This window comes from Ktedonosporobacter rubrisoli (genome assembly GCF_004208415.1).
GTDB classification, from domain to species: Bacteria; Chloroflexota; Ktedonobacteria; order Ktedonobacterales; family Ktedonobacteraceae; genus Ktedonosporobacter; species Ktedonosporobacter rubrisoli.
In genome coordinates, this window is the sequence record NZ_CP035758.1 from 9,205,758 (window position 1) to 9,226,804 (window position 21,047).

13 protein-coding genes are annotated in these 21,047 nt (G+C 51.8%); 7 read left to right on the plus strand and 6 right to left on the minus strand.

Features of this window, described 5'->3' with window-relative positions:
- The first annotated feature begins 128 nt into the window (after positions 1–128).
- From EPA93_RS39740 to EPA93_RS39750, 3 genes are all read left to right on the plus strand, one after another.
- A complete protein-coding gene (locus EPA93_RS39740) occupies positions 129–1,307 on the plus strand; it encodes a PQQ-dependent sugar dehydrogenase (RefSeq protein WP_129892842.1) in 1,179 nt (392 codons plus the stop codon).
- 152 nt (positions 1,308–1,459) lie between these two features.
- Entirely contained in the window at positions 1,460–3,127 is a 1,668-nt protein-coding gene (locus EPA93_RS39745) for a tetratricopeptide repeat protein (protein ID WP_165423712.1), read from the plus strand.
- Positions 3,128–3,350: 223 nt separating this feature from the next.
- Entirely contained in the window at positions 3,351–5,108 is a 1,758-nt protein-coding gene (locus tag EPA93_RS39750; RefSeq protein WP_129892844.1) for a protein kinase domain-containing protein, read from the plus strand.
- A gap of 43 nt (positions 5,109–5,151) precedes the next feature.
- Here EPA93_RS39750 and EPA93_RS39755 read toward each other — a convergent pair whose 3' ends face one another.
- Positions 5,152–6,555, minus strand: coding sequence for a serine/threonine-protein kinase (locus EPA93_RS39755; RefSeq protein ID WP_165423713.1), 1,404 nt, complete (start codon positions 6,553–6,555; stop codon positions 5,152–5,154).
- A gap of 198 nt (positions 6,556–6,753) precedes the next feature.
- Positions 6,754–8,655, minus strand: coding sequence for a HEAT repeat domain-containing protein (locus tag EPA93_RS39760; RefSeq protein ID WP_129892846.1), 1,902 nt, complete (start codon positions 8,653–8,655; stop codon positions 6,754–6,756).
- A gap of 310 nt (positions 8,656–8,965) precedes the next feature.
- Between EPA93_RS39760 and EPA93_RS39765 the strand changes: the two genes are divergently transcribed.
- From EPA93_RS39765 to EPA93_RS39775, 3 genes are all read left to right on the plus strand, one after another.
- Positions 8,966–10,297, plus strand: coding sequence for a sensor histidine kinase (locus tag EPA93_RS39765; protein WP_129892847.1), 1,332 nt, complete (start codon positions 8,966–8,968; stop codon positions 10,295–10,297).
- A gap of 133 nt (positions 10,298–10,430) precedes the next feature.
- The gene (locus tag EPA93_RS39770; RefSeq protein WP_129892848.1) at positions 10,431–10,691 is read left to right on the plus strand and encodes a response regulator; all 261 of its coding nucleotides are present in this window, start codon (positions 10,431–10,433) and stop codon (positions 10,689–10,691) included.
- Positions 10,692–11,533: 842 nt separating this feature from the next.
- A complete protein-coding gene (locus tag EPA93_RS39775) occupies positions 11,534–11,743 on the plus strand; it encodes a KGG domain-containing protein (protein WP_129892849.1) in 210 nt (69 codons plus the stop codon).
- A gap of 78 nt (positions 11,744–11,821) precedes the next feature.
- Here the strand turns inward: EPA93_RS39775 and EPA93_RS39780 are convergent, their stop codons facing one another.
- A complete protein-coding gene (locus EPA93_RS39780; RefSeq protein ID WP_129892850.1) occupies positions 11,822–12,892 on the minus strand; it encodes a M23 family metallopeptidase in 1,071 nt (356 codons plus the stop codon).
- 348 nt (positions 12,893–13,240) lie between these two features.
- On the opposite strand from EPA93_RS39780, the gene murJ reads away from it, so the two are divergent.
- On the plus strand, positions 13,241–14,866 hold the full coding sequence (gene murJ, locus EPA93_RS39785) for a murein biosynthesis integral membrane protein MurJ (protein ID WP_129892851.1): 1,626 nt from the start codon (positions 13,241–13,243) through the stop codon (positions 14,864–14,866).
- A 326-nt stretch (positions 14,867–15,192) separates the two neighbouring features.
- On the opposite strand, the gene EPA93_RS39790 is transcribed toward murJ, so the two are convergent.
- Genes EPA93_RS39790 through ade form a run of 3 tightly spaced genes read right to left on the minus strand, consistent with a single transcriptional unit; the run spans position 15,193 to position 20,796 of the window.
- Positions 15,193–18,087: a molybdopterin-dependent oxidoreductase gene (locus EPA93_RS39790; protein ID WP_129892852.1), complete on the minus strand. Its 2,895-nt coding sequence runs from the start codon at positions 18,085–18,087 to the stop codon at positions 15,193–15,195.
- A gap of 7 nt (positions 18,088–18,094) precedes the next feature.
- Entirely contained in the window at positions 18,095–19,051 is a 957-nt protein-coding gene (locus tag EPA93_RS39795) for an FAD binding domain-containing protein (protein WP_129892853.1), read from the minus strand.
- A gap of 5 nt (positions 19,052–19,056) precedes the next feature.
- The gene (gene ade / locus EPA93_RS39800; protein ID WP_129892854.1) at positions 19,057–20,796 is read right to left on the minus strand and encodes an adenine deaminase; all 1,740 of its coding nucleotides are present in this window, start codon (positions 20,794–20,796) and stop codon (positions 19,057–19,059) included.
- Positions 20,797–21,047: the final 251 nt, after the last annotated feature.

Consider the following 21,047-nt stretch of genomic DNA (forward strand, 5'->3'; position numbering starts at 1 on the left):
ACGTTATGCCGAATAAAGCCTGGTAAAATAGAAATAATAAGTGTACCTGGGCGTGTAGCGAGCTTGCATAATCCTCTTTTTGGTTATGTTCCGCAAAGAAGTAGTTCAGCTAGTAAGGAGTAAGATCATTGAGGCGCATTCTTTATCCTTTTTGCCTGGTAATTTTTCTGCTGGCTGGTTGTGCTTCCGCAAGTCGATCGTCACAGCCGCCATCGACAACGCCGAATCCGCCGACAACCGGCTCAACTACCACCGCCGCTACTGCAGCAAGTATCCCAGGCCTCAACCTGCCGGCAGGCTTTCAGATAAGCGTCTATGCCAGAGACCTTAATATGCCCCGCTTTATGAGCATCGGACCCGCAGGAGTGCTTTTAGTGGCCAATCGGGGCACGAACTCGATTCTGGCTCTGCTGCCGGGATCATCGCCCCAACAAGCCGGGGCTCAGCGCGTCATTGCCAGTAACCTTAATGATCCAACAAGCCTTGTCATGCACGATGGCTACTTATATGTTGGTGAGCAGACGAGTATCGCGCGTATGGCGTTAGGCAAAGATCTTAAGGCCGGACCTGTAGAGCGTATCATCACTGATCTGCCAGCCGGCGGACAGCATGCTACGCGCACAGTACTGATCGGGCCTGATAATCATATCTATGTGTCAATTGGCTCGTCATGTAACGTATGTATAGAAAAGGACCCGCACCGCGCAGCCGTCTGGGAGTATAACCTTGACGGATCGCAAGGTAAATTATATGCAAGAGGCCTGCGCAACGCCGTTGGTATGGCAGTCAATCCCTGGAATCAGCAAATATGGGTTAGTGTAAATGGGCGAGACCTGATGGGGGATAATGTGCCGCCGGAGACCATCTATGCGTTGAAAGATCAAGGGGACTATGGTTGGCCTCGTTGTCATGCTGGAAATATTATTGATCCCGATTTTGGCCGTAGCGCTGCAGCTTGTCAGGGAGTACAGCAGCCTCTCGTGAAGATGCAAGCGCATTCTGCCCCTCTCGGTATAGACTTCTATCCGAAGACGGCAACGCAGTTTCCATCAAAGTACCAGGATAGCCTGTATATTGCATTTCATGGTTCCTGGAACCGTAATGCACCCACAGGTTATAAGGTTGTGCGTGTGCCATTACACAATGGCGCTGTAGCTGGATCAGCCGAAGATTTTATCACCGGCTGGCTAACGAACGAGGGACCAGCCATGGGCCGGCCCGTGGGGATAACCTTTGCTCCCGATGGTACCCTGTTCGTCAGCGATGATAAAAGCGGTGTAATCTATCATGTATGGTACCAGGCCTGAGCTAGAAGACCTGGTTAGTGTGCGTGTTGTCACAGAGCAAACATCATGCCAGAGCAATGTATTGACAAAGTAGTGACACTTTCGATACAGTAGAGGCACCAACTGACTGTGATATACAATCGCGAGGCATAGGACATGGAGGAATGACGGTCATGGGGTTGTGTTTGGACTTAGGAAGCTGTGGGTTTGCGAATCGCGACAAAGCTCGCTTCTGCGCCCAATGCGGTATTCCTACCAGAGGGGCTTTGCTGCAAGGACGTTATGAAATTCAACAACTAACTAGCAAGGATCGTGGAACAGTGACCTTGCAGGCGATTGACCGGTATGCTGGGCAACCGGTGATAGTACGCGCTTTGGTACCACGAGAGTCGAGCGCTAAAACGCGCGAAGATTTTCTCCAGGACGCGGAATTGGCTGTGGCTCTCTCATCTCGTATACAAGAAGCTGGTAGTGTGCGTGTGGTTGACTATGGGCAAGATGGGCCACTGGCATTTCTTGTGAAGTCGGAATACGAACCTGTTACTGATGAACAAGGTCCGACCGCATCTGCTCAAAGCCTTGCGCAAGTCCAGCGCGATATATGGAAGGCTACGCAAACCCCCTTTTTTGGCCTGGACGACGAGGATGCGACAGTGAGGATGGCTGTTCCTGGTAAGCATAAAACGACGCAACCTCAGGGGCAACGCGATTGGCTGATGGAAGGCAACCAGGCCTACGAGCAGGGCAGTTATGAGGAAGCGCTGGGAGCCTATGAAGCGGCGACGGCGTATAATAGTTCTATGGTAGAGGCGTGGAGTGGGAAGGGGGCTAGCTTGCTACATCTTGGGCGCTCAGAGGAGGCCCTTAGCGCTTATGATCAGGCTATCGCGCTCTGTGCCGATAATCCAGAGCTCTGGACCTCACGGGGGAGTGTGCTCCATGAACTGGGACGTTATGATGAGGAGATGGCATGCTATGATCAAGCCCTTAAACTGAATGCCGACTATGTGTATGCCTGGAGTGGACGGGGTATGGCCCTGGCGGAGCAGAATCGCCCTGAAGAGGCCTTGCTGGCATTTGATCGGGCTTTATTATTAGATCCCAGGCAATGTAATGTCTGGCAGGCGATGAGCGATACGCTCTACAGCCTGCAGCGCTATGATGAGGCTTTGCTGGCCATTGATCGGGCCTTCGAGATCGATGATAAACGGGCGTCTCTGTGGGATACGAAGGGGAATATTTTACGCCGCATGAAGCAGCCTGAGCAGGCCCTACCTTTGCATGAGCAAGCTACCCAACTTGATGCGTACAATGCCACTGTCTGGTTTGATCAAGGCAACGATCTGCGCGATTTAATGCGCTTTCCAGAGGCGCTGGCTTCCTACGATCGCGCCCTTTCGCTTGATCCGACATTAGCCGGAGCATGGTATAATCGAGGAAATGTGCTGGCGGCCCTGCACAGGTATGAAGAAGCACTGGCTTCCTACGATGAAGCTCTTAAATATGATGAGGGGCTGACCTCAGCCTGGTATAATAAAGGCAGCTTATTGCACGAGCTCAAGCGTCATGAAGAGGCCCTGGTTGCATTTGATCGAGCACTGGCGGCAGATGCTCATTATATTGCAGCCTGGAATAACAAAGGTCTTTCTTTGTTTGCCCTGGGGTCTCTGGATGAAGCGTTGGCTGCTCTGGATCAGGCAACATCGTTTGCGCCAGAAGAGCCTGACGCCTGGTATAACAAGGCAGTTGTCCTGGAAAAGTTAGGCCGGCAGCAGGAAGCGCTCACATGTCAGCAATGGGCACAGTCATTGGATCAACGGAAAGGTCATATTGAGGTATAATACTCCTCGCATTTGCATGTATGTATATAAAGGCGCGTGTTAGCAGTTAGCAGGCGCCTTAAGTAAAATAACTCGATGTGTATTCCTGTTTCTTCTCTCTAGATATGTGTCCTGACTGAAAGATATAGAATACTGCCGCCTCTACCTATGGCAAGTGGGTGCCGTCGAGGTATCCCTACGAATAGATATCTGTTAAAGGTGTCTTTATGACTCGGAGGAGGGAATGCGACGCTGCGCCGATCTAGTTGATTGCGGTTATGATAATCGGGACAGCGAGTTGTTTTGTCGAGCATGTGCGCTGCCATTGTTAGGCACCGCATTAGCGGGTAGATATGTAGTAGAGGCTTTGGTGAGCAAAGGCGGATATGCGGCAGTATTTCGGGGAGTGGATCGAAACCTCTCTCGTCACGTCGCTATCAAGGTACTGTTACCCAGCAGAACTACACCTGTTGAACACGATCATTTCCTGCGTGAAGCGCGTATTGCGGCTACACTGGACCACCCAAATATTGTGCCTATTCTCGATTATGGGAAAGATGGTCCTAGCGTTTTTCTCGTGATGCCACTGTATACAGCTGGATCATTGCGTACCCGGTTAGCTCAGGTGAATGGTCCTCTGCCAGCTCAGGAAACCTTGCATAATTTTACGCAACTTGCCAATGCTCTACACTATGCTCATACTCGCCCTCGTCCCGTTATCCATCGGGATATCAAGCCCGAAAATATTTTAGTTCATCAGGAAGACCATCGCCTGGTGATCACCGATTTTGGTATTGCACGTTTACTTGAGCCGGGAGCGCGCTTTGGTCAAACGGTGACTGTGCGTGGCACCGTGGGCTATATGGCCCCTGAGCAGACGAGCGGCATCGTTGATCCTCGTAGCGATCAATATGGCTGTGCCGTCGTGCTCTATGAGATGCTGACCGGTTACCATCCAGTTGATCCGGCCAGTGGCAGCGTGCCGCCGGTCTCCGCGTTAAATCCAGAACTGCCAGCTACGCTGGATCTTGTCTTGCAGCACGCTCTTGCCACTCATCCTGAAGATCGCTACCTTGATATGCTGGAGTTCATGCGAGCCTTTGAGGTTGCCTGTCGCCCTTCCGCTAAGATGCGCATTCCCGCCCTTAAGCAGCATACGCCAGCCGAAGTGCGCGTAGTGCCAACCGTACGTGGCTCGACGGGCGTCTCGTTGCCGGTAACTCCCATGGGAACCAGCAAACAGAGCTCCGTGCGCAACCAGCCGCTTATCAGTACTGGAAGCGTGCGGGAGAAGTGCCGCGAAGGTGATCAATTGCTCAGGAAGCAGCACTATTCTCAGGCCTTGCAGGTCTTTGAAGAGGTGTTGCGGCTGGACCCCAATAATTTTTACGCCTGGAATGGAAAGGGAACAGCACTTTATAATCAGGGGAATTATCGTAAAGCTTATGAGGCCTATCAGCGAGCCACGGAAATCGATCCCAACAATGCAGTCGTCTGGGTAAGCGCTGGCCTGGTGCTCAATCGCCTTGAACGCCATCAGCAAGCGCTAGTGCATTTTGAGCGGGCCTTGAGCATTAATCCGCTTCATGTGGCCGCCTGGAATGGCAAGGCCGATACTCAGCTGGATCTGAACATGCCAGAAGAGGCCCTGGCCTCCTACGAGCAAGCTCTGGCTTATGATCCCAAGAGCTTCCAGGCCTGGAATGGTCTGGGGAATGCGCGCTCCTGCTTACGCGATTTTGCCGGTGCTGTTGAAGCTTATACACAAGCTTTGCTGGTAAACTCACGTAGCGCTGTGGCCTGGGGCAACAAAGCCGAGGCCCTTATTCACCTGGGCCATAATCGTGCGGCCCTCGATGCCTTGCATGAGGCTACCGAGATGGATAAGGGATATACCCGCGCCTGGCTGTTGAAAGCCGACATCTACGATGCCCTGGGTAACGTACAGGAGGCTCAGAAGGCGCGCAGGCGGGCCAGATCCTGGGGAATGAAGAGTTTCTAATAAAAATAATCGCCGTTGTTATATAGTTGGGGCACGTGCGCGACTAATGGCCGTGCCCCAGAAAAAGCATAATTAAGAGTAGCCCTACAGTCAGTAGCAACAGAAAGACAAGCCCGATAATCGTTACGCTAAAGACCGATGGCCGCTGCAGCAGGAGCAGCGGTAAAATCGAGTGTGGAGGGGTAACGCTACGTTGCTTGGCCGTTGTAAGCATCGATATCGTGGTTGGTTTATCTGTTGTCGCGCCATTTCCGGGTCTGGGAAGTGGCGTTTGCTTGCGCTGCGCTGGCTCCTCTAAAGTTGCCACTTGCGCAGCCGGGGCTCGCAATTTTTGCTCTTGTCCAGGCTCTGCGACTTCCACAGCCTTCTCTGCAGCGCGCAGGGGGAGCGTGCTAGCATTATGGTGATCGGGTATATTTGCCTTCCCGCTAGCCTGGAGCGCGTGCGATTTTTCCGCGCTGTTTTGTTGTTTAGCCTGAGCATGGCGCAAGCGCAAAGCGTGCTGTAGAGCCGCATCATAGGCTTGTGCAAATGCCATTATATTCGGGTAGCGCTGCTCTGGTTTTTTGGCTAATGCATGCAAAAAGATTTCATCAAGTTCTTTAGGCAAAGAACTATTATGGACGCTTGGCGGAACTGGCGGTGTGTGATGATGATGGTGTAACAACTGGGCTGCTGTACCCTCGAAGACGGCACGACCAGTCATGAGCTGATAGATCATCACGGCAAGCGCATACTGATCAGCCGATGGCCCAACGTGGACCGAGGTCGCTAGCGATGGATCATCGAATTGCTCGGGCGCCATATATAAGGGTGTTCCTACAGAGCGATGCAGCGAGCGCCCGCTGCGATAGAATGCAGCAAGCCCGAAATCAGCAAGTAGCAGATGTGGGCGACCATGAGGAAAGATACTTGTCAAATAAGCATATTGTTCCCCTTTTAAGGCGCCGCGTTCGACCCGAATCAAAAAATTGGTTGGCTTAATATCGCGATGAATAATCCCATGATCGTGGGCATATTGAAGAGCCGAGGCCGCATGCGTAAGATAATATCCCGCCTCTTCAGCTGAAATGGGCCAGCCAAAGCCAAACTGTTGTGTGCGTCTCTGTAGCCAGTTCCATAACGAGCCTTCCGAAATGTAAGGCATGATCAAATAGGTAATAGGAGGTCCATCTGGTTCGACGGTTTCTTCTCCAAAATGGTAGAGCGGCAAAATATGTTCATGTTCCAATTCGGCAACAGCACGCGCCTCGCGCTCAAATCTTAGAGCAGCTTGCTTCCCTTCAGGGGTGTTAGGAACGGAGCGCAGGTCCCCACACACTACTTTAATGGCCACTCTTCGCCCGATGCGCGCATGTTGAGCTAAATAAATGTCACCCATACCACCGCTCTCGATGAGCCGTACAAGACGGTATCCTCCGAGAGTTTTCCCCACCAGCATATTCATTTTTAAGTCCCTCGTGCTTGGAGGAGTGGGCATAGCTGCTAAGCCCTGTCTCCTCCTGATGATTCTCTTTCTATAAGACAGTATACTGTTGGAACAGAAAAGCGCTGGGAACAATAAGAAAAAGGTGCTACATCTGAGGGGCAAGGAGAAGAGATATGGGCTATCCTCTATAAGATAGGGGAAGGATAGCCCGGGGGGTTATTGGCCTAGCTGGCGCAAAGCATCGTATGCGTTGGCGGCAAGCAGCGGTCGCGTGGCGATGAGATTGCGTAGGGCGGGTACAGCGTCAAGATCGCGATATTGCGAGATTAACTGACAGGCAAGCTGTACTACCGCGTTGCGCGGATCATCAAGGGCTGCGCGTACGATCTGGTGACTATGCATACTTTCGCCTGTCGAATCCAGGCGTTTAAGCGCTTCCAGCGCCTGCGTTCGCACGTAGGGATCGAAATCATTAGCGGCCTGCTGCACTGTTTCTAAGGCTGTCGTATCAACCAGAATGCCGCAGGCACGGATCACCGCGCCATAAACGATGCTACCAGGAATATCAGGGTCTCCATTAGGTAAATTGTCGCTTTGCTTGGGCAAGCTGCTGCGCCGTTCCCTATCGATGACGCGCTGCACGAGTTGGAGCATAACGGCAGTGGCGCGCCGATCGCCAAGATGGGCTAGGGCATCACAGATGGAACTTAGAAGCAAGGCCTGTTGGCGATCGGCAAGTTTTGTGGCCTCTTCCAGCGTGGTCAGCAGGAAGGAGATTGCCCGAGGCTCGCGCAGATCGCTAAGAATTTTAAGCACGGGGATCTGGGCCGCACTATCTCGCCCTTTGAGCGTCTCTAGCAGTACATCACGTCCTGGGCCGGCCATCCAGCGCTCAATTTCATTCATCATTACCAGACAGCGGTACACTGTCTCCTGGATGCGCCTATCTTTCAGCTCACCTTTTGAGATACTTGTCCAGTAGCGACCCTGCAGCAAGGCAAATTTATGCACGGCCAGGATATTTTGCCAGGTGGGATTAGTGCGCGCCCCTTCGAAAAGGGCAGTAGCTAGAGCTGGTAAGTTTTGCTCGAAAGCGACAGGCAGAGAACTCTCCTCGTTGAGTGGGGGCCGCATGCTCTCTTGTAGTACCTGGGCAAAAATAAGCGCAGCTTGCTTGCTCATTTGCGGATTTCCATTCTTGTCGCGCAAGTATTTTTCAAGGGAAATAGCTTGATAGATTGGAATGGCAATATAGCTTTCAAGGCCGCCTACATGTTCGAGCCCATTGGCTATTAACAGATCATGCAAATGTGCAAGGTTAAGCGAGAGGCAGGCCTCGACTACATCGACTTTGGCCCAGCCCTCGGCTTTTTGTAGGGCATGGACCAGAGCTTCTAAGGCTGCTGCGGTACCCTGTTTGCTCAATGACTGCGTGGCGTAAAGCGAACTGTTTGGGTCCAGGGCCAGCTTCTCAAGAATTTTAGGGAGTTCCGCTACCTTTGTTTGGCTTGGCTCAGTTCGGCGTGGAGGAAAGCCCATATTTGTATCCCGTGGCGCAGTCTCCACAACTTTATAATTGCCAAGCATCAAGATGGCGAAGCGCCTGGCCCGTCCCTCTGGCGTCTCGGCTGGATTGCTGTCGGACGGAAGATCCTCTGGATCTCCTCGCTCGATAATTTGTAGCCAGACGGGAATAAGGTTACCGGCTCTATCTACCTCGAAGAGATAAGGAATGAGAATATTTTTCCACTGTTGGACAGAACCGATGTTGAGTAGCGGGATGATCTGCTCTGCCGTATCACGAACTGTGGCGCCTTTCCAACGCAGATCAGTGAGCAGGCGCGTCACTTCGATGCGCAGCGTGTTCAAACGTTCTTTAATCTCTGGCTTATCGGGGTCAAGTTCTGGTACAGGACGGCGTGCAGCGAGATGCTCCAGAGCGCCAGGTCGCTCTCTTACCTGGGATGAAAGCCTGGCCTCGATAGGAGTAGTTGGCGCAGCCGGGGAAGTTGGTTCCAGACCGCTGGACTTTTCAGTGATACCGATAGAGCCGGACTGAGTGGCTTCAACATCTGCGGCTTGGGGGAGCTCATTTGGTCCTGGTCCTATATCAGACATATGCACTCTCTATTCTTTAAAAAAATTTAAGGTAAATCAAGTTGGTGGCTAAACTCGTGCCAGGCGGGCTTTTATGTTGAACAAAACGCCGAGAATATAGCCTCATTGTACCGTTCTCGGCTATGCTGGTCAAGGGTGCGCACTTTTTGTATACGCGGTTCTGCCAGATTGTAGAGATGCGTATAGTAAGGCCCTAAAGGCCTGTATGCTGGCAAAGCCATGATGCAGCCCGAGTAATCACGCTCGCTTGTTGGTTAGATACGTATACTAAAAAGGAAATTGTGCGTGGGTTATAAGCTGGAGGTATGGGATGTCGGCTCAATTACGCTTACATGAACTGACTAGCCGCATTCATCATCTTTTAGAGTGCAGCGGGGTAAGCCTCGTCTTAAATTGTCCTGAAGTAGCCTTGCGTCATCCTCTTTTGTCTCTCTTTTTCTTAACCTGCCATTGTCCGATGATCTACTCGGATGCGCTGACAGAGCATGCTTTGCTTGAGAATGAGCGTATATGGGCATTGTGCGACATCGCCTTGCAAAGTGGGCGCTGTGTGGGCTACCGCGATGAATTTATAGAGAAAGCGATTGGTAGCCTGGCGATTGCACCTCTGGAAAGGCCGGCAGGAATCCTTGGGTTTCTCATTTGTATCAATACCCAGCCCTATGCCTTTGGGGAAGGAGAGCACCTTTTGCTGGAGCAATATTTACCAATTGTCGCTCAGCATGTGGAGAGCATCCTGGGTGATGCCTGTATTCCTTCGGCTCGCGAGGATGTTGAAAGCGATATAGTCACCGATGTGCGCGAGCAGAGCGAATTTATCTCGCTGGTAAGTCATGAATTGCGGGTACCGCTGACGGCTATCAAAGGCTATGCCGGTTTATTGCAGGCCTATAGCGTCGCAGATTTGCAGGATCAGGGAGGGGGGATGCGGATAACTGCGGCGCGTCAGCAACACTATCTCGATATTATTATGGCCCAGGTAAAACACCTGGAAGTGCTGGTTGGCGATCTACTTGATGTTTCGCGCCTGCAAGCCGGTCGCCTGGCTCTGCGTTGCACGCGCGTAGATCTTGCTCAGATATGTCGCTATGTTGCGCAACTTATGCAATACCGCCTGGAACAACAGCAGCCCGGTCGCTACCATATACGTTGCAATATAGATTCGGCCCTGCCCTATGCCTGGGCTGATCCCGACCGCGTACAACAGGTGCTTACCAACCTTGTAGAGAATGCTGTGAAGTACTCGCCGGAAGGTGGATTAATAGAAATACTTGCCTATACATGTGTTGCAAGGCTACCTTTGACGAAGGATTATAGAAGTTCTAAAAGAATATATGCAACTATAGATGCTAATCATAAAAGCATAAATAGAGCTCAGACGGCCAGGATTTTGCAAATGGCATATATAACGGTACGTGATCAGGGGATTGGTATTCCAGCTCATCTGCAGGGTTCGCTCTTTCGTCCGTTCACGCGGCTCAACCAACCCCACGCTGGGCAGGTAACGGGCGTGGGCGTAGGACTGTATATTTCGCGTAAGCTTGTCGAGGCCATGCAGGGGCAGATCTCACTTGAGAGCAGCGAGGGTCAGGGCACCAGCGTAACGTTTACTTTGCCTGCAGAAGACCAGGATAAGGAGTAATCGGCATATATAACATCTAGAAAAGTACTGACCGTCGTGTGGAAACAGCTTCCTCTATTGCGAAATACAATACAGTTTGTTATAGTGTGCGTGTGTACTTAATTTAATATTTTATCAGGTAAAGGGAAGAGATATGCGAGTAGGCCTGCTTGAAGATGATGTAGCTATCCAAGAAATGCTCCTCCTTGTACTGCAGGATGAAGGCTACGCAGTCACGAACTATGCAAATGCTGAGGAATGCCTTACAGAAATGCAAGTGACTGTAGTAGAACCGGTTCCTATCCCTATAGACTTGATGATCATCGATTGGCGTTTGACTGGCTCTATTTCTGGGATTGAGGTAATACAGTATATTCGTAACAATCCTCGTCTCGCCCCCTACCTATTGTGTTAACAACAGCCGCAACTTTTAGCGAGCTTGGAGAACTACAAAATTTAGGTGTTTCTCTACTGGAGAAACCTTTCTCTGTAGATGATATGCTCGCACTGATTAAGCAATTGACCCGAACTTCTCATTAAACCAGACTGCATTTCTTCTAGTACTTATGGGGGTAGTCTTTGTGTATATCCCGATAAGGCAATTCCTCCTGTGCTTAAAACTTGATGAGTCCTTCCCGCTATCCAAGCCTGATCTGAGCTTGTTCCCCGTTTTTACCTCAGCATTTCCTTAGAAACAGTTGAGGCTACCTTAGAGAAAGCTGAAACTTTTTATGGATGACTTGTCCAAAGTATATACAAGCTGTTATGCTTTACATGTCAGTGATCACCAACGTCAAGATAAAAATGCTCTCCTGTCAAGGGAAGAAGGAGTGCCTGCATTTTTCTCTTCAAGAGAAGAAGGGAAGATCTCCGCAGGCGGGGTTGGTGAAGAAGCAAGAAGCAAAAATTTGTAGTCGGGTAGAAGTGATCTGCTCAGCGATGGTTAGCGGTTTCTCTCCAGTAGAGAGCACACGGCAGAATAGCTACCGCCATCTTCGGTATGTTAGGCGGAAGCCGGGGTAGTTAGAACGACACAGGGACCTGCAGATATCTTAAATATCCAGGCAATCAATGTATCCAAACGACTGGATGAGCCGTGTGTATAGTGTAGATGGATTAATTTATTGGCTCTACCAGGAGGGATACTGCAAAACTGTCGTCATAGAGTAGAGTCAGAGGTAAGAACTACTTCTTGATCCTGACGTTTGAAGACGTTAGGGGTACAGAGTCTGAAAGTTTTCAGGAGGAGAAAGAGCAATGCAAACGCAAAAAGGACGTGGTCGAGGTTTCGCATCTATGAGCCCCGAGAAGAAGAGAGAGATTGCTAGCAAGGGCGGTAAGGCTGCTCATGCTCTTGGCACTGCCCACAAGTGGACAAGCGAAGAAGCTCAGGCTGCAGGCCGCAAGGGCGGTTCTATCAGTCGTCGCCGTTCAGGTCAGCCGTCCAAGTATAACGTTCAGGCTTAATATCCACGTAGGACGCACGAAGGCTGGCTCATGTGAGCCAGCCTTTTTTGTTGCTCTTAATTCTGCTTGTGAGCTGCTTCAAGGTAGGGCGACATATGTTGTAGGATCAACCCAGATGTTATTTACGAGAACCATAAAATGCACGTGCGGGCCTGTAGAGGCGCCGGTGCTTCCTTCGTAGGCAATGACTTGCCCTTTGGTGACATTCTGTCCAACCTTAACGATAAAGCGTGCGAGATGTCCATAAATAGTGGCGATGTAGTGCCCATGGTTAATCTTTACGGCCCACCCCAGACCCGACCAGTCCCAACCTGTCCAGATAACTTGCCCGCTATCTGCGGCTAAGATAGGGCTGCCATATGGTGCGGCGAGATCGATGCCTGAATGGGGCTTGATACAGGAGCACCATGTCTGAAATTCGGGATGGGCAAAAGGCTGGGTAATAGTGGCGCCGGCGACAGGATGTACAAATTGACCGGTTCCCATGACTCCACTTGCGGTTACGGCTGTAGCGCAGGTGCCCCATATATCGGTACCTCCACAATAACCCTCATTGGTGAGCAGGGCAGGCGTTGGCGTCGGTGGGGCCAGATGTTGTGAAGGATTAAAGGTGCCGGAGGCGCCCGTTGAGAAAATATTGGTAATCGAAGGAAAGTCTTGCTGTTGCCCCGTTGCTAGCGGGGTCACGAAAATAGCTGTCAGAATGAGCATAACGATACTGCAGATAGCAACAATGATATGGACAATTGGGTGTCGTCGTCGCGGTCCTTTGGGCGGTGTTGTGCGTGGGCGCTTTTCGGTAGCTGGTATAAGCGTGGGTAGAGTGGTCGTGGTGTTGAGACCGCGGGTGGTAAGTGGCCTGGTAATCCTTGGCGCTTCAGGTGGAAGTTGGCCGGTGATGGCAGAAATTTGAGGTGGAAGCTGGCCGGTGATGAAAAAAGTTGGCGCTGGAAGCAGGTTTGTTGTAGACTGCGGCGTGCTGCCAGGGACTTTGCCATTGAGATATTCAACGGTAAACTGATCGGTTGCTTTTTCTGGCGTCTGTGGAGCTTGGATAGAGGGCCGGGAAGGCAGCGCGGGCATAGGTAGGGTAGGCTGGTCCTCATGTAATAGCGCGTTAGTGGCGCGACGATCTGGAGACGATGACATAAGTTATCCTCGCTTGTGTACCTAAGCAGGTGGTTATGTTGTGATACAAGTGTAACTGTATATGAGATTATCTGCGCTGGCTAGCATATGTGCAGAGGATAGCGCAAAAAGGCTAGTTTGTTGGCTACATCTTTACCGCAATATTGAAGCATTAGAAGATATAAAAGCTATGATCTACTATATAGTTTTGCCTGTTTGATCCCTTTCTGGCATCATATGCGCGAGGACACGCTTTCCGGAAGACTGGAAATAGGGACAGGGGGAAACAGTACTTTTATAATATATGCTGGTCAGTGCTGATACAGGCTGCTATAATGGCAAAGGTGATCTATACTATAGCGTGCTAAGTTGATTGGAGGTGCGTGTATTTCACACGAACCGCAGCATTCAAGAGATACACTACCGGCGCTGAATGTCGCTACTGATGCGGTACGCGCTCGCACAGTTAAATCAACCTCTGCCAATCTCAAGAAAAGGCTTCTGGCTCTCTATAAAACGAGAGGCGGAAGAACTTTCCGTTTTAATCTCACCAACTTTCGCCTTGGCGCTGGCTTCACACAACGGCGTTTCAGTATCACTGAGGCCGCCTTTCTGCTCATGGTGGCGATTATTACCTCACATGGACTAGGCGTCATTCGTCAGGTAATTTTTAATGCGCTCTTTGGTACAGGGCCACAGGCTAATGCTTATTATGCCGCCGCACAGTTGCCTGATATGCTGTATTATCTTATTTGTGGTGGCACGCTTACCCACGCCTTCATTCCAGTTTTTCTCTCCTACCAGAATAATAAAGGAGCTGCGGAGACCTGGCGCCTGACAAGCCTGATCTTCAATGTGATTCTCCTGGCGATGACTATCCTTGTTCTCGCTGGCGAGTTTCTGGCACCAGCTTATGTAAGCCACATCCTTGTGCCTGGCTATACACCTGCCGAGCAGGAGCTGACAACGAGGCTAACGCGCATACTGTTGTTGCAGCCGCTTATTCTGGGTCTGGGTACAGTGGCAACTTCAATCTTGAATAGCAAGCGACAGTTTTTGTTGCCTGCGCTGGCCATTGCTATTTATGATATTGGGGTGATCCTGGGCTTGCTTGTGGCTCTGCTTGTGCCGGGAGTGGGCATTTATGGTCCTACCTGCGGTATCTTAGTGGCTGCCTGTATGCAGGTGGGCGTCCAGATACCTGGAGTCGCCAAACAGGGAGCGCGCTATTCGTTTGTGTGGGATATACGGCATCCTGGCTTACGCCAGATTTTGTATCTGCTAATCCCTAGCTCTATTGCCGTGGCGATTGGCTATGTTGGCGTAAATATAGAGACAGCCTTTGCTTCGTATTTGCCCGATCATGCAAGCCTTTCGGCTCTGCGCAATGCCCAGATGCTACGCGGTTTACCGCTGGCCCTGATGTCGCAAGCTATCGGCCAGGCGCTCTTACCAAGTATTTCGGCCCAGGCCAGCTCTGGGCAGTATGTGCGTATGCGGCAAACTGCTTTTAAAGTAATGGGCGTTTCTCTCCTCTTAACTATCCCAGCGGTCCTGATCCTGGATTTTGTCGGGCGCCCGCTTATTCATATTCTCTTTCAGCATGGAGCTTTTAACAGCCATTCCTCCGCCTTAACGAATCTGGCTATGATTGCTTACCTGGTTGGTTTGCCCGGTCTGGTTATGGTAGAGCTGTTGGGGCGGGCTTACTACGCGTTGCAAGATGCTACAACTCCTCTCCTGACAGGCATATTCTCTATAGCGGCTCGCTATGGCTTAATAGCCTGGCTTGTGCATAGCATGGCTACTCCCTACGTGATAATGTCAATTCCGCTAGCGATTTCTATCGCTGCTACAGTTGAGGCTGTGTTCCTTTTCGCTATTCTCCTTCTACGCTTACGCAAGAAAGTGAAGCTAGATAAGGGCATGCAGCGCTTATTGCGCCGGCGGGCACGTAAAAATGTCAAGATGCAGGAGCAGCCAGCCACTACCTGATGCGTTGAGCACTTATTCCTGGTTGATATGCCGAAGTAGGGACCTTTAGACAGCTTCATCCGGGACGATTATCACTAGTAGTGGCAAACGATCCTGGTTATAGTATTGGTACTGGATAAGTGGAGCGCGTAAGGATGAGAGCTTACAGCGTTCGAAGCGTGGATGGCATGTGTCTAGGGAGCCTCATGTGGTTATATGGCGTTAAGGATATGTCTTTACTGCCGCTCCCTTATCCAGGGCTTTTAACCCAGCGCGGCAGCGCGAAAATTTCCCCAGAAAGAATAGACAGAAGCGGGATGTTTCGCTCCTGTCTATGCATGCTGCTCTTATTTTCTGGCTGCGTGTATGCTGCGCAATACGCGCTCGGGCGTCAAGGGCAGCTGGCGCACGCGAACGCCAAGGGCGTCAACTACTGCGTTAGCAATCGCGGGAGCTATGCCGTTTAGCGCAACTTCAGCTGTCACTTTGGCGCCAAAGAGATCGGAAGGATCATTGGACTCCACAAGATAGGTTTCCATCTCTGGCATATCGGCAGCATTAAAGATGCGGTAATCGCTAAGTGTTGTAGTCAATACGCTGCCCTGCTGATCGTAGATGAGCTCCTCACTGATGCTGGCCCCCAGGGCCAGGGCGACGCTACCTTGAACCTGTGTCTCGGCGATCAACGGATTGAGCACGCGCCCGGTATCCACGGCTGTGATAGCTTTGAGTACGTGAACCTGGCCGGTCTCGGTATCGACAGTGACTTCTACTCCCTGCGCGGCAAAGGTAATGGGTGTGTATTGGCTCTTCCATGATGCTGTGGCCATAATGTGACGATTCTCAACATTGAAAGCATGCTCAGCGATCTGGGCTATAGAAACCTTCTGCCCGTTGGGCGCACTGACGATGCCGTCAACAAGCTTTAAGGCTTCGGGTAGTGCGTTGAGCATACGACCGGCTATGGTCAGCATTTGCCTGAGAACTTGCTCGGCGGCCTTCTTCACAGCACCTCCATTGGCGTAAAACGTTGATGTGCCTGTGGCGCTAGTCTCGAAGGGTGAGGTAGCTGTCGTGGTGGTGTGAATAAGGATGTTTTCCATAGAGACGCCAAGGATCTCGGCAGCAATCTGGGCCAGCAGGGTATCGGCGTCGCCACCACCCGAGTTTATGCCAGCGAAAACGTCGAAGGAGCCTTCTTCGTTTAACTTAATAATGGCCCCGCTTGTGCCTGTAGGCGTGGCAGGTGAGCCATGCAACGAAAGCGCTATGCCCACTCCATGGCGGATATGTCCATTTCTTATCGCTTTGCCATGCCTCTCCTTCCAGCGCAACTTCTCTTCGACGATGCGCAGGCAATCGCTCAAACTGCTGCTTTCAAGCTCAAGCGATAAGCCTTTGCTTTTATGGGCCAGGCCGGCCAGTGGATATTCATCGCCAGCCTTGAGCCAGTTTTTGCGCCTCAAGGTGAGCGCATCGATCCCAAGTTGTCTGGCTACCTCATCCATCTGGCTTTCCAGCGCAAAGAACTCCTGAGCCATGCCCCAGCCATGCATAGCTGCGGAAGGCTGCTGATTTGTATATAAGATCTCGGCAAGGAAGCGCATATGCGGGCAAGGATAGAGCGCGAGCGCTCTAGACGCCGTGCCCTCTTGCGAAATGAGTGGATGAGTGCCGTAGGCGCCCGTGCTCGTGAGGAGGATCATCTGGTTAGCAACCAGGGTGCCATCTTTCTTGACGCCAGTTTTCATGCGCAGAATATATGGTTGGCGTGAGCGGCTGCTGCGAAACTCCTCTGCACGCGAAAATTCTAGCATTACAGGTAGCTTTGTCGTAGCTGTTAAGAGCGCGCAGATATCTTCAAGCACTATTTCCTGCTTCATATTTGGCGCATTATTGCTCGCTGGCCTGTCTATGCGGATGCGGCGGGCCGGTATGTCGAGTAAGCGGGCCAGGGTGCGACGTATATGGTGAGCAGCCTGCGCGTTCGTACGCACTACAAGGTAGTTGTTTTCATCAAAATAGGTGACGGCGCTATGATTTTCGAGTGGCGCTTGCTGGACCTGGGGGACAAAGTACTCGCCTTCGACTATCAGCTCTGCCTCGGCGAAGCCGTGATCTATGTCCCCTACTTCGGCGCGTACGCGGGCGGCGATATTGCGCTGAGGATCATAGATGCCGCGCGATTCCGACTCCGGATGGAGCTTGGGCGCATTAGGCGCGAGGGCCTGGCGAGGATCGAGAATAGCCGGCAAGACGTCATAGGTTACCTGGATAAGTTTCAGGGCTTCTTCGGCCGCCTCGGGCGTTTCGGCGGCCACGGCGGCCACGCGATCGCCGGCATAGCGCACGATATAGTCAAGGCAGTATTGATCAAATGGCCCAATCTCACTATCGGCTCTCTCCACGCTTGAATAGGGGATGCGCGGCACATCTTTATAGGTCAGCACCGCATGTACGCCCGGTACGGTCCTGGCTTCAGATACATCAATGTCTCGAATAACTGCGTGGGCGTGAGGACTGGTCAGGACGCGCCCATAGAGCATACCCTTCAGGCTAACATCTGTGGTGAAAGCCGCTTGCCCGGTTACCAGTTTCGTTGCGTCAATGTTCTTGATGGGCTTACCAATGACGCGCAACTGGTTCTCTGGTTGCGCACCGCCCTGCAGGGCTGCACTGGTAAGAGCCGGCATCTTAGCCGTAATGCGACTGATATTGTTGATGCGGTTGCCGTCGTTGGCGGGATGCTTAATAACATTGTATTCAAGATCGGATACTGCTTCCTGGCGCATCATAGCGGCGGCCCTGAGTACCGCCTGTACAGGCTTGGCATAGCCAGTGCAGCGGCAGAGATTGCCAGAGAGTGCATCGCGTACTTCTTGCTCTGTCGGATCGGGATTCCGTTTCAGGAGAGCGTAGGCAGAAAGCAGCATGCCCGGTGTACAGAAGCCGCACTGCACAGCTCCTATCTCGCTGAAGGCCTGTTGAAGCTGGTGAAGCTGATTCGCCGTTCCCACACCTTCAATAGTTGTGAGGGTGCAACCGCCAGCCTGAGCGGCGAGCATAACACAACTGGGGCGCGGTGTGCCGTCGACAAGGACCGTGCAGGCTCCACATTCGCCCGACTCACAGCCATGCCTCACCCCGCAATGGCCTTCGCGGCGCAGGAGATTCATAAGCGATTCATTAGGCGCTACATCCAGATTGGTAATCACGCCATTAATGCGCAGTTCGAGTTCCATAACTAGCTTAGACCCCTTTTCCAGATGGCACCATACCACGCCGTTGCGCTAAGTTTGTTGCCTCTTCCAGCACATGGTAGGCCAGATTAATTCCACTAACGCGTCGATAACTGCCGCTCACGCGAAAATCGGTAGGTGGATGGAATTCAGCTATGCTTGCTTGCAGGGCGGCAAGGAGATGCTGGTTGTCGGCAGGTTGCCCCTCTAGATACCGTTCTAGCGTCGCCAGGCGACGCGGTTCCATGTTGACGCCGCCAAAGGCCAGGCATACATGTTTATAGACCCCTTCCTGCGTCTCTACCTGGGCAACTGCGTTGAGGAGCGCGGCATCGGTAGACGTACGCCCGACACGTGCGAACGAGGCTCCGTTGTTGGCTTTATTATAGGGAATGATGATTTCTACAATCAGTTCGTTTGGACGCCGCTCTAAATTAAAAGTAGCACAGGAAATACGGCGCTCGTGTTTGCCTTTATAAATAACGCCAGAGAGAGCCAGTCCAGGATATTCAAGGGTGCCGCCGCTCAGATTGACTTGCGTTTTAGAGCCGGAACGTACCACGACTTCGGCCTCAAGAGCAACCAGCGCCGTCAGTAGATCGGCCTGCGAGGCCGTTCCGGTTCCTAAAGTTCCACCAATGGTTGCGCAGTTGCGGATTAAGCGCGAGGATGACGAGGCAAGAGCCGTCTGTGCAAGCACTCCACCAGCAAACTCTTGCAAAAGAGGTTCATCAGCGATACTCTGCAAGGTCGTCATCGCCCCAATGTGCAGAGAGCGAGTGTCTTCAGTGACGTAGGCAAGCCCCAGATCGCGTAGATCCACTACTGCTTGAATGCTGTCGTCTTGCTGGCCCAATAAATAGGTGCCACCAGCAAGGGCGACGGTCTTGATATCAAGACGCCCCAGCAGGAGAAGCGCGTCGTCAATGTGCTCTGCCCAGTGATATTCAACGAGATTAAGTAGCATAGGCTTTACCTTTGTAGAGGAAGAAGAGTAAACTTTTCAACATCAATTAATCCTTGATCTGTAAGTTTTAACGATGGAATTACCGAAAGCGAAAGAAAGCTAAGCGTCATACAAGGGTGGTCTAGCGTACAACCGAGCTCGGCGGTGACTGCATCAAGCGTCTGCAACTGCTGAACCAGTTCCGAGGCTGGTAACGGAGAGACAAGGCCGGCGATGGGCAAAGGTACGCTGGCCCGGATCTTGCCATCTACCACGCAGACAAAGCCTCCACCTATCTCTACAAGTGCCTGCGCTGCACGCAAAATATCGCTATCGTTGGTCCCAGTAATAACGATATTATGGGCATCATGAGCCACACTGGATGCTAATGCACCTTTTTTTAGACCAAAGCCTTTCACTAGCCCTTTCCCAATATGTCCGCTGGCGTGATGTCGCTCGATGACGATCAGCTTGAGCAGATCCCGCGCTGGATCAGCAATAATTTCGCCATCAAGGAAGGGCGCTTCTTCCTGTAGATGCTGTGTGGTGATCTGGCCAGGCTCGATCCCGATGATCTCTATTGGGCCTGCTTTGCCGGCTATACGTAGATCGGCGGCTGAGATATTGCCTATATTGATAGTGTCGTGTATGGCAATGGGTGCGCTGGAAGGAATGCTTGCCACTAATTCGCCGTGCTCAGCGACAACAAGTCCCTCTTTATAGACAGCTGCGACCTTAAAAGTTGCTAAATCGTCCAATACTACCATATCTGCGATGAAGCCGGGGGCGATTGCTCCGCGCTCGGCTAATCTAAAGTATTGGGCAGTATTGAAAGAGGCCAGCCTAATGGCTTCAACGGGATCAAGCCCCCATTCAATGGCCCGCCGCACCATTGAATCGATATGGCCGCGCGTCGTGAGATCTTGGGGGTCGCGATCGTCTGTGACGAAGAAGGCGCGCTGTGGATGCAACTCTTGGATCAAGGGAAGGAGTGTATCCAGGTTGTGGGCTGCTGAGCCTTCGCGAATCATCAGCCACATTCCCAGGCGAATACGCTGGCGAGCCTCTTCCAATGTCGTGCACTCATGATCCGACATAACGCCAGCGCTGGCATAGGCGCAGATATCGTACTCGCTAAGTCCGGGCGCATGCCCATCTACGACAAGGCTATGGGCGCGGGTGGCCGCTATCTTGGCCAGGACTTGCTCATCGCCGGCCAAAACGCCCGGCATGTTCATCATTTCGGCAAGTCCCAATACACGCTCGTCTTCCAGCAGTGGCAGCAGATCCTCGGCTGTGAGCAGGCAATATGGGCTTTCATAAGAGGACGCGGGAACGCATGAAGAGAGCATTACATACGTCGAAAGCGGTAAACCACGTCCGGCTTCCAGAACATAGCGAATACCCTGCAACCCCAGAACATTGGCGAACTCGTGTGGATCAAGCATGACCGTCAGCACGCCCCGAGGAACAACCAGGCGGGCGAATTCTGGTAAGACAAGCATAGTGCTCTCAATGTGCATATGGCCATCAATAAGTCCGGGCGCGAGCCAGCGCCCCTGGAGGTCGCGCTCCTCATGTCCTTGATAGCCGTCTGTGGGCCCGGTACGAGAGGTACTTACTCCCGCGACATATCCATCGGCAATGGCAACGTCAGCAAGATAGCACTCTCCGCTACATACATTGACAATGTTTGCGTTGCGCAGCACGAGATCAGCTTTTATCTCCCCGCGCGCAATCTGAATTCGGCGTCTCAGCCTGTCCATAATCCTCGTCCTCCCTCGTCTGTAAATGACGTGCCAGGTCTTTTCTACTGGAATATTACTATCTAGTTCAGTAGCAGATTTTAGCACATGAGCCGGATATTTCTCTAATTCAGCGAATCAGATGACCCTTCTGGGTACTATCCTTCGTCTGTGCAGGATGAAGCCGGTCTCTCTCTGCCCTTGCAGGATGGAGATATCGTATAATCTATATGCCTGTATGCAATAAATAGCTGTTAGAAAATATGCTTAAT